Annotated in this window: 13 protein-coding genes; 8 read left to right on the top strand and 5 right to left on the bottom strand. The window is 44.2% G+C overall.

The features are described 5' to 3' along the window. The first annotated feature begins 80 nt into the window (after window positions 1-80). The 6 genes from proS to dnaJ all read left to right on the top strand — a co-directional run bounded on the left by proS (window position 81) and on the right by dnaJ (window position 6,912). The gene (gene proS, locus H9628_RS04955) at window positions 81-1,556 is read left to right on the top strand and encodes a proline--tRNA ligase (RefSeq protein ID WP_251833020.1); all 1,476 of its coding nucleotides are present in this window, start codon (window positions 81-83) and stop codon (window positions 1,554-1,556) included. Window positions 1,557-1,645: 89 nt separating this feature from the next. Further along, entirely contained in the window at window positions 1,646-2,929 is a 1,284-nt protein-coding gene (locus H9628_RS04960; protein ID WP_251833021.1) for an OmpA family protein, read from the top strand. 101 nt (window positions 2,930-3,030) lie between these two features. Continuing rightward, window positions 3,031-4,362 (top strand): Nramp family divalent metal transporter, encoded by a 1,332-nt coding sequence (locus H9628_RS04965; protein WP_251833022.1) that lies wholly within the window; start codon window positions 3,031-3,033, stop codon window positions 4,360-4,362. Further along, complete coding sequence (locus H9628_RS04970) at window positions 4,359-5,108, top strand: transporter (protein WP_251833023.1); 750 nt, start codon at window positions 4,359-4,361, stop codon at window positions 5,106-5,108. The genes H9628_RS04965 and H9628_RS04970 overlap by 4 nt, the downstream gene beginning before the upstream one ends. 71 nt (window positions 5,109-5,179) lie before the next feature. Beyond that, entirely contained in the window at window positions 5,180-5,719 is a 540-nt protein-coding gene (locus H9628_RS04975; protein ID WP_251833024.1) for a nucleotide exchange factor GrpE, read from the top strand. Between the two features lie 74 nt (window positions 5,720-5,793). Next, window positions 5,794-6,912, top strand: coding sequence for a molecular chaperone DnaJ (gene dnaJ, locus H9628_RS04980; protein ID WP_251833025.1), 1,119 nt, complete (start codon window positions 5,794-5,796; stop codon window positions 6,910-6,912). An 84-nt stretch (window positions 6,913-6,996) separates the two neighbouring features. On the opposite strand, the gene H9628_RS04985 is transcribed toward dnaJ, so the two are convergent. The 4 genes from H9628_RS04985 to H9628_RS05000 form a co-directional block, all read right to left on the bottom strand. Beyond that, entirely contained in the window at window positions 6,997-7,680 is a 684-nt protein-coding gene (locus H9628_RS04985) for a DedA family protein (protein WP_251833026.1), read from the bottom strand. Between the two features lie 65 nt (window positions 7,681-7,745). Continuing rightward, on the bottom strand, window positions 7,746-8,858 hold the full coding sequence (prfB, locus tag H9628_RS04990) for a peptide chain release factor 2 (RefSeq protein ID WP_251833027.1): 1,113 nt from the start codon (window positions 8,856-8,858) through the stop codon (window positions 7,746-7,748). A 149-nt stretch (window positions 8,859-9,007) separates the two neighbouring features. Then, window positions 9,008-10,663 (bottom strand): alpha-glucan family phosphorylase, encoded by a 1,656-nt coding sequence (glgP, locus tag H9628_RS04995; RefSeq protein WP_251833028.1) that lies wholly within the window; start codon window positions 10,661-10,663, stop codon window positions 9,008-9,010. Between the two features lie 93 nt (window positions 10,664-10,756). After that, window positions 10,757-11,593 (bottom strand): DUF3667 domain-containing protein, encoded by an 837-nt coding sequence (locus tag H9628_RS05000; protein ID WP_251833029.1) that lies wholly within the window; start codon window positions 11,591-11,593, stop codon window positions 10,757-10,759. A gap of 152 nt (window positions 11,594-11,745) precedes the next feature. Here H9628_RS05000 and H9628_RS05005 point away from each other — a divergent pair, with 152 nt between their 5' ends. Both H9628_RS05005 and mtaB read left to right on the top strand, forming a co-directional pair. Beyond that, entirely contained in the window at window positions 11,746-11,970 is a 225-nt protein-coding gene (locus H9628_RS05005) for a hypothetical protein (RefSeq protein WP_251833030.1), read from the top strand. A gap of 74 nt (window positions 11,971-12,044) precedes the next feature. Further along, window positions 12,045-13,394 carry a tRNA (N(6)-L-threonylcarbamoyladenosine(37)-C(2))-methylthiotransferase MtaB gene (gene mtaB, locus H9628_RS05010; protein WP_251833031.1) on the top strand — a complete coding sequence of 450 codons (1,350 nt, stop codon included), beginning with the start codon at window positions 12,045-12,047 and terminating at the stop codon, window positions 13,392-13,394. Here the strand turns inward: mtaB and H9628_RS05015 are convergent. Beyond that, a complete protein-coding gene (locus tag H9628_RS05015; RefSeq protein WP_251833032.1) occupies window positions 13,384-13,545 on the bottom strand; it encodes a hypothetical protein in 162 nt (53 codons plus the stop codon). The genes mtaB and H9628_RS05015 overlap by 11 nt on opposite strands. Window positions 13,546-13,650 lie beyond the last annotated feature (105 nt).

Genomic DNA, 13,650 nt, shown 5'->3' on the forward strand with positions numbered 1-13,650 from the left:
AAAGTTTTATTATGGCTTGAAACCACTGTGAATATTAGATATAGCAAATCTGCAAAAGTTAAATCAAAGATAGATAAAAAATGGCAAAACTTACTTCGCGCGCCGAAGATTACAGCAAATGGTACAATGAACTCGTAGTAAAAGCTGACCTGGCTGAAAATTCGGGTGTTCGCGGCTGCATGGTTATCAAACCTTATGGCTATGCAATTTGGGAAAAAATGAGAGATGAGATGGACCGAAGGTTTAAAGAAACCGGCCACGAAAATGCTTACTTCCCGATATTCATACCCAAGAGTCTGTTCGAAGCTGAAGAGAAGAATGCCGAAGGTTTTGCCAAAGAATGCGCCGTAGTGACGCATTACCGTCTGAAAACCGATCCGGACGATCCGAAAAAACTCGTTGTAGATCCGGAAGCGAAACTTGAAGAGGAGCTCATCGTAAGACCAACTTCTGAAGCTATCATCTGGAATACTTATAAAAACTGGATACAATCTTACCGTGATTTACCGATTCTGATTAATCAATGGGCAAATGTAGTTCGTTGGGAAATGCGTACGCGTTTATTCCTCCGTACTGCTGAATTCCTTTGGCAGGAAGGTCACACAGCACACGCCACGAAAGAAGAAGCCATCGGGGAATCTGAAAAAATGCTTGAAGTATATGCAGATTTTGCTGAAAAGTTCATGGCCATTCCGGTGATCCGCGGACTCAAAACTGAAAGCGAAAGGTTTGCCGGTGCAGATGAGACTTATTGCATCGAGGCTTTGATGCAGGACGGAAAAGCTTTGCAGGCGGGTACTTCGCACTTCCTGGGACAGAATTTTGGGAAAGCATTTGATGTGAAATTCACCAACCGCGAAGGAAAGATCGAGCACGCATGGGGAACTTCGTGGGGAACTTCAACACGTCTGATGGGTGCTTTGATCATGACGCATTCTGATGATTTTGGGCTTGTATTGCCACCGTCATTAGCACCGATTCAGGTGGTGATTGTACCGATCTTTAAAGGTGAAGAACAGCTAAAACAGATTGATGAGGTTGCTTTTGATATCCAGCAAAAACTCAAAGCAAAAGGAATTTCTGTTAAATACGATAACCGTACAGAAAACAAACCGGGCTGGAAATTTGCCGAGTATGAACTTAAAGGTGTACCGGTACGTATCGCGCTTGGTGCGCGCGACCTTGAAAACCGCACCGTAGAAATCGCTCGCCGCGACAATCTTACAAAGGAAACCATCGCGCTCGAAGGTCTTGATTCTTATATCGAAGATTTGCTGAAAACCATTCAGCATGATATCTATAACAAAGCACTGGAATATCGCGATTCCCACATTACGAAAGTGGACAGCTACGAAGAATTCAAAAAAGTTCTTGAAGAAAAGGGTGGTTTCATTTCCGCACATTGGGACGGAACAGCAGAAGAGGAAGAACAGATTAAGAACGAAACAAAAGCCACGATACGCTGCATACCATTGGATAATGAGCTTGAAGAGGGAGTTTCAATGATTACTGGAAAGCCTTCCGCGCAGCGCGTAATATTTGCAAAAGCATATTAGAAGATATAGTTATAGCCGAAAGCAGTAGTTCGTTTGGATTAAAATTTGCATCAGGTTTTTCTGAATGTTAAATTTTAAAATAAACTACTATGTCATTAAACATTATTGATCTTATTCGTGGTCAACTGGGTCCTGCACTTATTTCGCAGAGTGCCACACAGTTGGGTGAAAGTGAATCTGCCGTATCGAAAGCGGTGAGCGTTTTATTGCCTTCAGTCTTTACGGCACTGGCTGATAACGCAGATAAACCCGGTGTACAAAGTACGATAAGCAATTCCTCTGCAAGTGGCCTTTTGGGCAATTTGCTGAGCGGAACAGCGGGTAACTCAATGGTTGCTACGGTGTTGTCAGCAATTTTTGGTGACCGCGTACCTAATTTGGTAAATTCCGTTTCAGAATATGCGGGAATAAACAATACGTCGGCAAATTCACTTCTATATACCGTGACCGGTGCTGCTGTGGGTTCTATTGGTAAATATGCCGAGGATCAAAACATGGATGCATCGGGCATTGCGTCTCTGCTGCGTGATGAGCGCCAAAATGTTGCATCACTTGTTCCGGCTGGATTCACATTTGCTGAGACCGCACAAGGCAGTTTGGCAAATGCTGATGAATATCCGGATGCCGCTAAGATCACTTCTGCCGAGCCTGATGAAACATCTACCGTAGATGTGAACAGAGGAGGAAATACGCATGTGCATGTAGACAGAAATGATGTTCACAAAGAAGGTTCACTATGGAGATGGCTCCTGCCGCTTATCTTGCTGGCGCTGGCTGCGTGGTTCCTCTGGAGACAATGTGACAAATCTGCCGAGCAAACTACTGTGATGACGGATTCTACCGCAGTACAGTCTGAACCGGCTGCAGTGCTTACAGATTCTTTAGCCGACAGCTCGATGACTGCCGCAAACCGCGAATCCATGTCAGTGGCATTGCCATCGGGTAGCAATGTAAATGCGTACCGTGGTGGAATAGAAGACCAAATTGTAGCTTTTTTAAATTCCGAAGAATATAAAAATGCAGATGAGGATGCACTGAAGGACAGATGGTTCAATTTTGATAACCTGAATTTCGAGTTTAATTCAACTAAACTTACACCTGAATCTCAGGTTCAGCTTGATAATATAAAAGCAATTTTAGCGGCTTATCCTGATGCTAAAATTAAAATCGGTGCTTATAGCGATAAAAAAGGAGATGATGATATGAACAAGAAGCTATCACAGGACCGCGCGAACGCAGTGAAGGCTGCACTCGCTTCTCCGCAGGTGGTTTCAGCTGAAGGATATGGAGAAGAGTTTGCCACAGTAGAGGAGTCTGCCAGTGACATGGAGCGTGAAAAAGACAGAAAAACAGCAATCAGATTCACGAAATAGTGATCAATATTTAATTTACTTCCCGGCTTGTCCGGGATTTTTTTTGCTTTTATTTGGAGGCTTCTATTAATTTAATATATTTGTTAGACTAATCTAACATTTTGAAAAATATAAATAATGGTTGGCGTTACGCACGCCGCGCAGATTCGCTGCCTGAAGTCTTTTCGAGTGTAAACATTCCGAAAAATGCCGGTTTCTGGCGGAAACTTTTTGCATTTACAGGGCCCGGTCTTATGGTCGCGGTCGGCTATATGGATCCAGGCAACTGGGCGACCGATATTGCCGGCGGCGCACAGTTCGGCTATGCATTGCTGTCTGTGGTGCTCATTTCAAATCTGTTCGCGATCATTTTGCAGCATCTCTCGCTAAAACTAGGCATCGTTGCGGAGCGTGATTTAGCACAAGCTTGCCGCGACCATTTTGATCCGGTGACGAATTTTATCCTTTGGGTCTTCTGCGAGATTGCGATTGCGGCCTGCGACCTGGCGGAAGTGATTGGTGCGGCCATTGCGCTGAATCTGCTTTTCGGCATTCCGCTTACATGGGGCGTAGTGATCACCGTGATTGATGTTTTCATCATACTTTTTCTTCAGGCTAAAGGTTTCCGCTATATCGAAAGTATCGTTGCAGGTCTGATCATCGTCATCTTAGGATGTTTTGCGTATGAAATAATATTAAGTAAACCCGATATCTTCCCCATTTTAAGTGGTCTTGTTCCTCAGAAAGAGATCGTCACCAATCCGGCGATGCTCTATATTGCGATCGGGATTTTGGGCGCCACCGTGATGCCGCACAATTTGTATCTGCACAGCAGCATCGTACAAACCCGAAATTATGAGCGGACGACGGAGGGAAAGAAAGAAGCCATCAAGTTTGCCACTATCGACAGTACGGTGTCGCTTTTTCTCGCCTTCTTTATTAATGCAGCGATTCTTATCGTTGCTGCAGCCACGTTTCACACGACGGGAAATCAGGATATTGCAGATATTCATGATGCTCACAAAATGCTGACACCGCTTTTGGGGACCACGCTTGCGAGCATTGTATTCGCCGTGGCTCTTTTAGCTTCAGGCCAGAACTCTACACTCACCGGTACGCTTGCCGGCCAGATCGTGATGGAAGGTTTTCTGAACATCCGTCTCAAACCCTGGCTTCGCCGCCTGATCACCAGGTTGATTGCGGTTATTCCGGCCTTGATTGTTACTGTTTTATATGGCGAAAAAGGCACAACCGATTTATTGGTACTCAGCCAGGTCATCTTATCTATGCAGCTGAGCTTCGCGGTCGTTCCGTTAGTGATGTTCACCGGCTCAAAACTTAAAATGGGCGAATTCGTGAATAAATCATGGCTTAAAATTTTGGTTTGGATAATTGCCGCGATCATTATTGCCCTTAATCTATATCTGCTGCTCGAAACATTCACCAACATATGAAAGCGCTAAGTTTTGCAGTATTTTTACTTGCGGTTCCAATTCTGAATTTTGCGCAGGAACAGATTGAGACCGACAGGCCCGATCAAACCGAATCTCCCGCAACCGTTCCTCATCGGTATCTGCAGGCTGAAACCGGATTTATGTATGAGAAAGTGCACAATGATGCACAAACTATTTACCATCCCACGCTATTGTGGCGGTACGGAATCACTCCAAATGTTGAATTTCGACTTCAAACCGATTTCACAACCGAAAGTAGGGCAGGCAGAAGAATTTCAGGTCTTTCTCCGGTAGCGGTTGGTTTTAAAACATCGTTAATAAAAAGTAAAGGTTTTATTCCGGACATTTCCTTCGTTGGTCATCTCACCTTTGCGGAATTAGCGACTGCAGACCTGCAATCTACTTATGTCGCGCCGGATTTCAGGTTTCTTTTCCGCAATGCGTTTTCAGATCATTTCGAGCTCAGTTATAATCTGGGTGCAGAATGGAATGGAGAAACTCCTGACGCAAGTGCGCTCTATACCATTGCCGCAAGCTACAAAGCTGCAGATCACTTGTCTCTCTTTGCTGAATTTTACGGTTATCTGAATAAATATGAAAGTGCCGATCACCGCTTTGATGCAGGCGCAATGCTGCTTTTAAATCAAAACTTTTCCTTAGATATATCAGCGGGCGCCGGACTTTCTGAACTTTCGCCATCCTATTTTGTTTCGGGTGGCTTCTCTTACCGGTTGCCGCTGCACTAAAATCTGCCTAAATGTCCGTATCCCTGATTTGGCAAAATCTTTGAGAACGTTGCTGGATAAATTGTATAATTATGTCAGAAAATAAAGAATTTCAGGAAGATGAACTGAATTTGCAGGAAGAATCCAATGAAAATGTAGAGAATAACCAGCCTGAAAATGTGGCAGAGACACCTTCTGCGGAGGAACTTTTGGCAGACGAGAAAGACCGCTATATCAGACTTTTCGCAGAGTTTGAAAACTATAAAAAACGCACCACGAAAGAAAAGATGGAATTCTTCCAATACGCGAATCAGGATATGATGATTTCGATGTTAGGAGTTTTGGATGACTTTGAGCGTGCCTTGAAAGAAATTGCGAAAAACGGCAATGAAGCAGATCTTCAGGGAGTGGAGCTCATCTATCAAAAACTTAAGACTAAACTCACAGAAAAAGGTCTGAAGCCCATCGAAGTGAAAGCCGGAGACGATTTCAACGTAGATTTTCATGAAGCCATTACGCAGATTCCCGCACCTTCAGAAGAGCTGAAAGGAAAGATTGTCGACGTAGTGGAAACCGGTTATCAGTTGCATGACCGCGTGATCCGTTTCAGCAAAGTAGTTACCGGAAACTAAAATATCAGCAATGATTAGTGGGTTTTCAGGCAACTACCCATTACCCATTCTTCATTACTTATCCTATTTAAAAGATGACAAAAAGAGATTATTACGAAATTCTGGAAGTTTCTAAAAGTGCGTCCGCAGACGAGATAAAGAAAGCTTACCGGAAAATGGCTTTAAAATATCACCCTGATAAAAATCCAGGTGACAAGACCGCAGAAGAAAAATTCAAAGAGGCGGCAGAAGCCTACGAAGTGCTCAGCGACGATAATAAGAAAGCGCGTTATGACCAGTATGGACATGCGGGCGTGAATGGCGGCGGCTTCGGCGGTGGCGGTTTCGGTGGCGGGATGAATATGGAAGATATTTTCTCGCAGTTTGGTGATATTTTCGGCGGTCATTTCGGTGGCGGCGGATTTGCCGGTGGCGGTCAGCGTCAGCAGGCACGCGGCTCAAATCTTCGGGTTCGCATCAGGCTGAACCTGGAGGAAATGGTAAACGGTACGCAGAAAACCATCAAAGTGAAAAAAATGAAGATGGCGCCGGGTGCCACTTCAAAAACGTGTACTACCTGTAACGGTGCCGGTGTGCAGATGAAGGTGATGAACACGATGTTCGGACAGATGCAGACGCAAACTACGTGTGGTACGTGCCAGGGTATAGGTAAAATTGCCGATAAAATTCCTGCTGGTGCCAACGCTCAGGGTTTGATTAAAGAAGATGAAGAAGTAACCATCAACATCCCGGCAGGCGCGCGCGAGGGTATTCAGCTCAATGTCCGCGGCAAGGGTAATGATGCGCCGTTCGGTGGCAATCCGGGCGATTTACTCGTGGTGGTAGAAGAAGAGGCAGATGGTAGCATCAAACGCGAAGGTGACAACCTTCATCAGGAATTATACATCTCTTTCGCGGAGGCCGCTTTGGGAACTCAAAAAGAGATTCCGACGGTTGGCGGAAAGGTGAAGATAAAAGTGGATGCGGGAACGCAATCCGGCAAAATCCTGAGACTCTCAGGCAAAGGATTGCCTAGTATAGACAGCTACGGGAAAGGCGATATGTTTGTACATATTAATGTGTGGACGCCGCAGCATTTGTCTCCGGAGCAGCGTGCCTTCTTTGAGAAACAGATTGAAAACGGCGAAATGATGGCCGAACCTTCCGGAAAGGAAAAGACTTTCTTTGATAAGGTGCGTGATCTTTTCAATTGAATAGCGGCACGCTTTAAGCTGAGTTTTTAACAGAAAATAAAAAGCAATCTAAATTTTAGATTGCTTTTTTAGTATTTAATAGCATTAATGCTGGCTATAATCTTTCGTGTTTTTCTTTCCGAAGAAGAATTTTAATACAAGTGGGACCGTAGTGACCAGCACGATGATCAGGATGATGATTTCAAGATGGGTTTTAAGGTCAATACCGAATTCGTCAAGGAAGATCTTATCCAGATAATGACCCGCAAAAATTAATGAGAAAGACCATAAAAAGGCACCGATGATATTATCTATCAGAAACCGGCCTTTATCCATCTTCACGATGCCTGCAACGATAGGCGTAAAGGTTCGTACAACAGGAAGAAAGCGAGCCATGATCACAGCCAGCGCCCCATGCTGCTCGAAAAAGTCATGCGCCTGAAACAGGTATTTTTTCTTAAAGAGGAAAGTGTCTTCTTTTTTGTAAAGTGCCGGGCCGGCTTTTAAACCAAACCAGTATCCAACTTCATTTCCAATAATGGCTGCCACAGCCACAGCGGTTGCGAGAATGGTGGTATCGAGAAAGTCGCTTCCAGTGGAACCTATTGATTCATTGATGATCTCTACGGCATAGATTCCGGACACGAACAGAAGGCTGTCGCCAGGTAAAAAGAAGCCGACGAACAGGCCGGTCTCAGCAAAAATGATAAACAAAATGAGCCAGAAACCGCCCATTTGTATATAAAATTCAGGATTCAGCAAATCCTTCCAACTCTCAAAATTTCCCATATTCACAAAGGTAACAAAAGGGCAGTTTTTTCGGAAAATTTATATAGTTAAAGTTTCCCAAAACATCAGAGCGAAAAGTCGTCTTCGGTTGCGGCGGTGCCGTCTGCCATAAGGAAGGCTTTAAGGAAAGGTGTAAGGTTACCGTTCATCACGCCGTCTACATCCGACGTTTCATAACCCGAACGCACATCTTTCACCAGTTTATAGGGATGCATGACGTAATTCCGGATTTGGCTGCCCCACTCAATCTTCATTTTGCCGGCTTCGATCTCGTTTCTGGCTTTCATCCTTTCCTCAAGTTCCATTTCGTAAAGTCTTGAACGCAGGAGCTGCATTGCCTTTTCTTTGTTCTGAAGCTGGGAACGGCTTTCAGAGTTTTCTATGATGATTCCGGTAGGAGCGTGGCGAAGTCTTACGGCAGTTTCTACTTTGTTTACGTTCTGGCCACCCGCACCACTGGATCGCATGGTTTCAAATGATATGTCGGCAGGATTGATGTTGATTTCGATAGTGTCATCCACCAAAGGATACACGTAGACGGAAACGAAACTCGTGTGGCGTTTTGCATTTGAATCAAACGGTGAGATTCTCACCAGCCTGTGCACGCCGTTTTCGCCGCGCAGATAGCCGAAAGCAAATTCTCCGTCTATCTCGAGTGTTACGGTCTTTATCCCCGCTACATCGCCTTCCTGAAAGTTGAGTTCGCGGAGTTTGTAACCCTGTTTTTCGGCCCACATCGTGTACATCCGCATCAGCATCGATGCCCAGTCGCAGGATTCGGTACCACCGGCACCGGCGGTGATCTGAAGAACGGCCGAAAGCTCATCGCCTTCGTTTGAAAGCATATTTCGGAACTCAAGGTCTTCGATCTTTTCTACAAGCACAGGAAAGGCTTCATCAAGTTCTTTTTCTGAATCGGGATCTTCTTTCGCAAATTCTATCAAAACCTGGATGTCTTCGAAACGGCTAACGATCTCTTCATAATCAGTCACCCATTTTTTCTTAGAGCGAAGTTGCTTCATGAACGCTTCAGCCTCCTTCGGATTGTCCCAAAACTCCGGCGACACGGTTTTTTCTTCATCGTTGGTGATCTCTATTTTCTTTTTTTCGATCTGAAGGAACTTATATAAATCGGCTACACGCGCCTGTACATCTTTGAGCTGGTCACTGTTTGTCATATCGCAAAAATACGGATTTGACCTTAAATCCGGCTTTTAAATCTTGGTGAAAATTTTGAATGGAATTTTAAATACTTAATTAAGAACATTAGGTACAAAAAAATCCGGAAACGAATTTTCCGGATTGTGTTTAAATATTTAAAAACTTGCTAAGCGTAAATCTGCTTATAATACTCATCGGCCATACGGTCACTGTTGAACGCGGTTTTCACGTCATCCATCGCCTGTTGCTGTACTTTTCTCCACTTATCGGGCTGGTCATAATACATCGGCAGGATTTCGTTCTCCAGGACGTTGTAGAGGTTCTCGAGATCAAAATTATCCTGATCATAAACGCTCATGTTCTCATAATCGGCTTGTGGCACCACGAAACCGTTCACTCCGTTTTTGGCAAATTCCGGAATCCAGCCATCGTCTGTGGAAAGGTTTACTGAGCCGTTCATCGCCGCGGTCATTCCCGAAGTTCCTGAGGCCTCGCGCGGAACTCTCGGGTTATTCAGCCAGAGATCAGAACCTTGCTTTAAAGCTTTGCTCAAAGCCAACTCATAGCCTGTTAGCACGGCCATATTCTTATGATTCTTGCTTTCTTCAACAAGCGTATTAAAGGTAGAGATCGCCGAATAATCCATCGGATACGGTTTTCCGGCCCAGATGATCTGTACAGGATATTTCGGGTTGTTCAGCAGTTTCTCAAATCGTTCTTTATCGTGCAAAAGAATGTCAGCACGCTTGTATCCTGCGAAACGGCGCGCCCAAACAATCGTGAAAACATTCGGATCAAAAAGGTTTCCGGTTTGGTCGGCCACGATCTTGAACGTTCTTTTTTTCAAATGCTTCTTGCGGAAATCAAATGTCATCGTGTCATTCTCATCTTTCGCGTCATAAAGCGGTTTATCGGCCCAGTATTTAAACTCCTGAGCGTTCGTGATCGCCTTTATTTCGCAAATCCCGGGATATTTGTTCCACATTTTTCGCGAAACCTTGCCGTGAAGCTGCGATACGCCATTGGCAATACGTGCCACCTTCAGCGCGCACAGTGAGTGATTGAATCTGTCGTCCTGTTCGCCTTCTATCGCACGCACTTCCTCAATCGAAAGTCCGGAAAAATAAGACATATTATGGCACAGGAAAAGGTCGTGTTTTTCGTTCCCGGCTTCTTCAGGGGTGTGCGTAGTGAAAACGAGTTTCTCTTTTACTTTCGCAAGATCACCGCCGAACTTTTTAAGTAAGTAAAACGCCGCAGGTAAACCGTGTGCTTCATTCAGGTGATAGACATCGCGTGTAAGTTTGATCTCATCAAGAAGTTTCGCGCCGCCTTTTCCGAGGAGGATGTATTGCGCAAGTTTCGTTGATTCATTCGCATCATAAAGACGGTGAGAGATGGTTTTTGAAACATGATCATTTTCCGGCACGTCCGTAGAAAGGAAGAACATGGGTGCGGTATGGAAAATTTCGGGATCAAGGTAATACGCTTTTACCCAAACCGGCGCCGAGTGAATTTCGATCTGAAACTTAATTCCGGTATCAACCAAAAATGAATACATCTTTTTGGTCCATGTCGGCTGCAGGGTCTGGTCATGATTGCGTGCCTGGTCATAATAACCGAATTTCCACAAAATACCTATTCCTACGAGGTCCTGCTTCAGGTTATAAGCACTCCGCATGTGCGATCCGGCTAAAAAACCCAGGCCGCCGGAATAGATTTTCAGTGCCTGGTCGATGGCGAATTCCATCGAGAAGTACGCGACTTTTTTAGAATATTCAGGGTTGATATCAAACGGAATGGTAAAGTTTTCAAAATTCATAATTGCTTTGCTAAAAATTTTAGGTGCAAAGGTAAATATTTAAATGATGGCAAAAATGACCTTTCCCTGTTTTTAGCTAATTCATAACACTTGTCATATTTTCTCGATGATCTTGGTGAAAATACCCTCGTATCCGTAAAGTAAAATCCCAATTACCGTAAATATCAGCGCGGCAAGCACCAGGTAAATCACTGAGAAAAAGTACGTTAAAAACGTTGACCACAAAGAACGGAGAAAAATGTACCGGTGGCCCCTTTCGTCAAAGAACTGCATCAGAGAAAACGTGATAATTCCCCATGAAAGGAGAAAAAACCAGCCGTTCTGGTTACCAAGAAAATGGTTGAGAAATATAAAGGGAATATAGAGTACGAGCGATTGTCCGGCCAGGAAAAGCATTACGACAAGCCATTCGGGATAATTCAGCCGGTATTTTCGGAAGCCTAAAAAGTAACCCAATGCCGCAACCGGGAGAACAAGCAAAACAGTGAACGCAAAATGCTCGGTGAACCAGTCGATGATGTGACGGAAGTAATTCACAAGACCTTCAAAATCCACGTACCTTTCTAAAGATGCATCGCCCGTACCTTTTTTCGTCGTGAGCCCTTCGCCTTCTTTGGTTTCTTTTTTAAAAAAATATTGAACCAGTGCACAAACCGACCCCAAAATCACTACGAGCGTAAAAGGCGGGAAGTGTGGCTTACGTTTTCCATCAATATATTCGCGGATCGAATGTCCGGGACGTGTGAAAAGTTCGCGGAGCGTAAATAGAATTCCGCTGTCAACATGAAAAACACCGTGCTGTAGCTCGTGAATCAAAAAATGGAGGTTGATGCGGTGCGTATCGGTTCTCTGTCCGCACTGGTGGCAAAAACGCTGATGCAGAAGCAGATGCTGACGGCAGTTTCGGCACCTTTTTTCGTGGGTTTTCATTGGATTAGTTTTACCAAATTTAAAATTTTTGCGAGATTTATCATGCCGCGAATCAAAAAATTTAGATCGAATTACTTTGCAACGCATTCACTTTCAGACCTGATTTTTATTTTTTCTATCTTTAATTAAACATTCCATTTGCATTTCAGACGATGAAAAAAACCGACAGTCAGAATAAACACACCGAAGCAACCGACGATTTAAAAAAAAAGTCAAAGTCTGCGGCTACAGCCAATAATTCAAATAAAAAGACGGAAGACCGTAAATCTGGCGGAGTAGAATCAGATGAAAAACTTCGCCCGAACAGTTCGCCGGTTTGTTTCGCCGAAAGTGAGGAGATCCGTGATGAATTCAAAACAGATTCAGACGATCTGTGATAACTGTTATAAATCTGTGAAGTTTTCGGTTTCAAATCTTCCGGAATAATTTCGCTAAATTTGCAGCCTCTAATATGGAAACTTTACTCCCTAAAACCGCTGCATTTCACACGCTTGGATGCAAACTGAACTTCGCTGAAACCTCTACGATCGCGCGTCAACTTACCGCCGCAGGTTATGAAAAAGTGAGTTTTGACGACCGTGCGGCTATTTATGTGATTAATACCTGCTCTGTGACCGACAATGCTGACCGCGAATGTAAACTTCATGTGAAGCGTGCCATGAAGGCCAATCCGGAAGGACTTGTGGTAATTATTGGCTGCTATGCTCAGCTGAAACCCGAAGAAATTTCGGCAATCGAAGGCGTAGATTTGGTGTTGGGCGCAAAGGAGAAATTCAATATTTTAAGCTATCTCGATGATTTGAGAAAGTCGTCGACCAGCGGCCAGATTCACTCCTGTGAGATTGCGGAAACAGATTTTTTCATCGGAAGTTATTCTATAGGAGATCGAACGCGCGCTTTCCTGAAAGTTCAGGATGGTTGCGATTACAAATGTACCTATTGCACCATTCCGCTTGCCCGCGGTATTTCGCGAAGCGACACCATTGAAAATGTAGTGAAAAACGCGAAAGAGATCGCTGCAAAAGGTATAAAGGAAATTGTGCTGACCGGCGTAAATATCGGCGATTACGGCAAAGGTGAATTCGGAAACAAAAAACATGAACACACATTTCTTGACCTGATCTCAGAACTTGATGAGGTAGCAGGAATTGAAAGGATCCGAATTTCGTCGATTGAGCCCAATCTGCTGAAGGATGAAAGCATAGAACTTGTGGCGCAGAGCAGCAGGTTTATGCCTCATTTTCATATTCCGCTGCAAAGCGGTTCAGATGAGATTCTGAAGAAAATGAAGCGGCGCTATCTGACGGGTTTATATTCAGACCGGATTGCGAAAATCCGTGAAGTATTGCCCGATGCGTGTATTGGCGTTGATGTAATCGTGGGTTTTCCGGGTGAGACTGAGGAGAAATTTCTGGAGACCTACAACTATCTGAACAGCCTGCCGATTTCCTATTTGCACGTGTTTACCTATTCTGAACGCGAAAATACGGAAGCAGCTAACATGGAAGGCGTAGTAAGTATTGCGGAACGTAAAAAACGGAACAAAATGCTTCGCATTCTTTCAGAGAAAAAGAAGATGGAGTTCTACCGCACCCAAATTGGCAAGACACTTCCGGTTCTTTGGGAACATGAAAACCGGAACGGAAAGATGTACGGTTTCACAGAGAATTACGTGCGCGTACAAAAACCATTTGACCAAAATTTGGTTAACCAAATCGAGTTGCTCACACTGGGCGAGATTTTAGAAGACGGAAGTGTTTCAGCAAAAGCCTCTTTCAACGCTTTCCTGGCTAAGGTCTAGCATCTACAGGCTGCGCATCGCCGGTGGGCAACGTCATGAAGAGGTTTGGAAAAAGTTGCATGATGATGAGGTATGAAATGATAACGACAACCAGCAGCACGATAGCGGCGATCATGAATTTCCCGGGTTTATTTCTGTCTGGATTTTCCATAGCATTTAATTTTTTTAATGTTAAAATTCCATAAGCGATTTTTATGCCATCAGCGACGTATTGAAAGCGTCGCAGCCATTAAGAAATCCATCTTCAAACCATAAG

The organism is Kaistella pullorum (assembly GCF_014837035.1).
GTDB classification, from domain to species: Bacteria; Bacteroidota; Bacteroidia; order Flavobacteriales; family Weeksellaceae; genus Kaistella; species Kaistella rhinocerotis.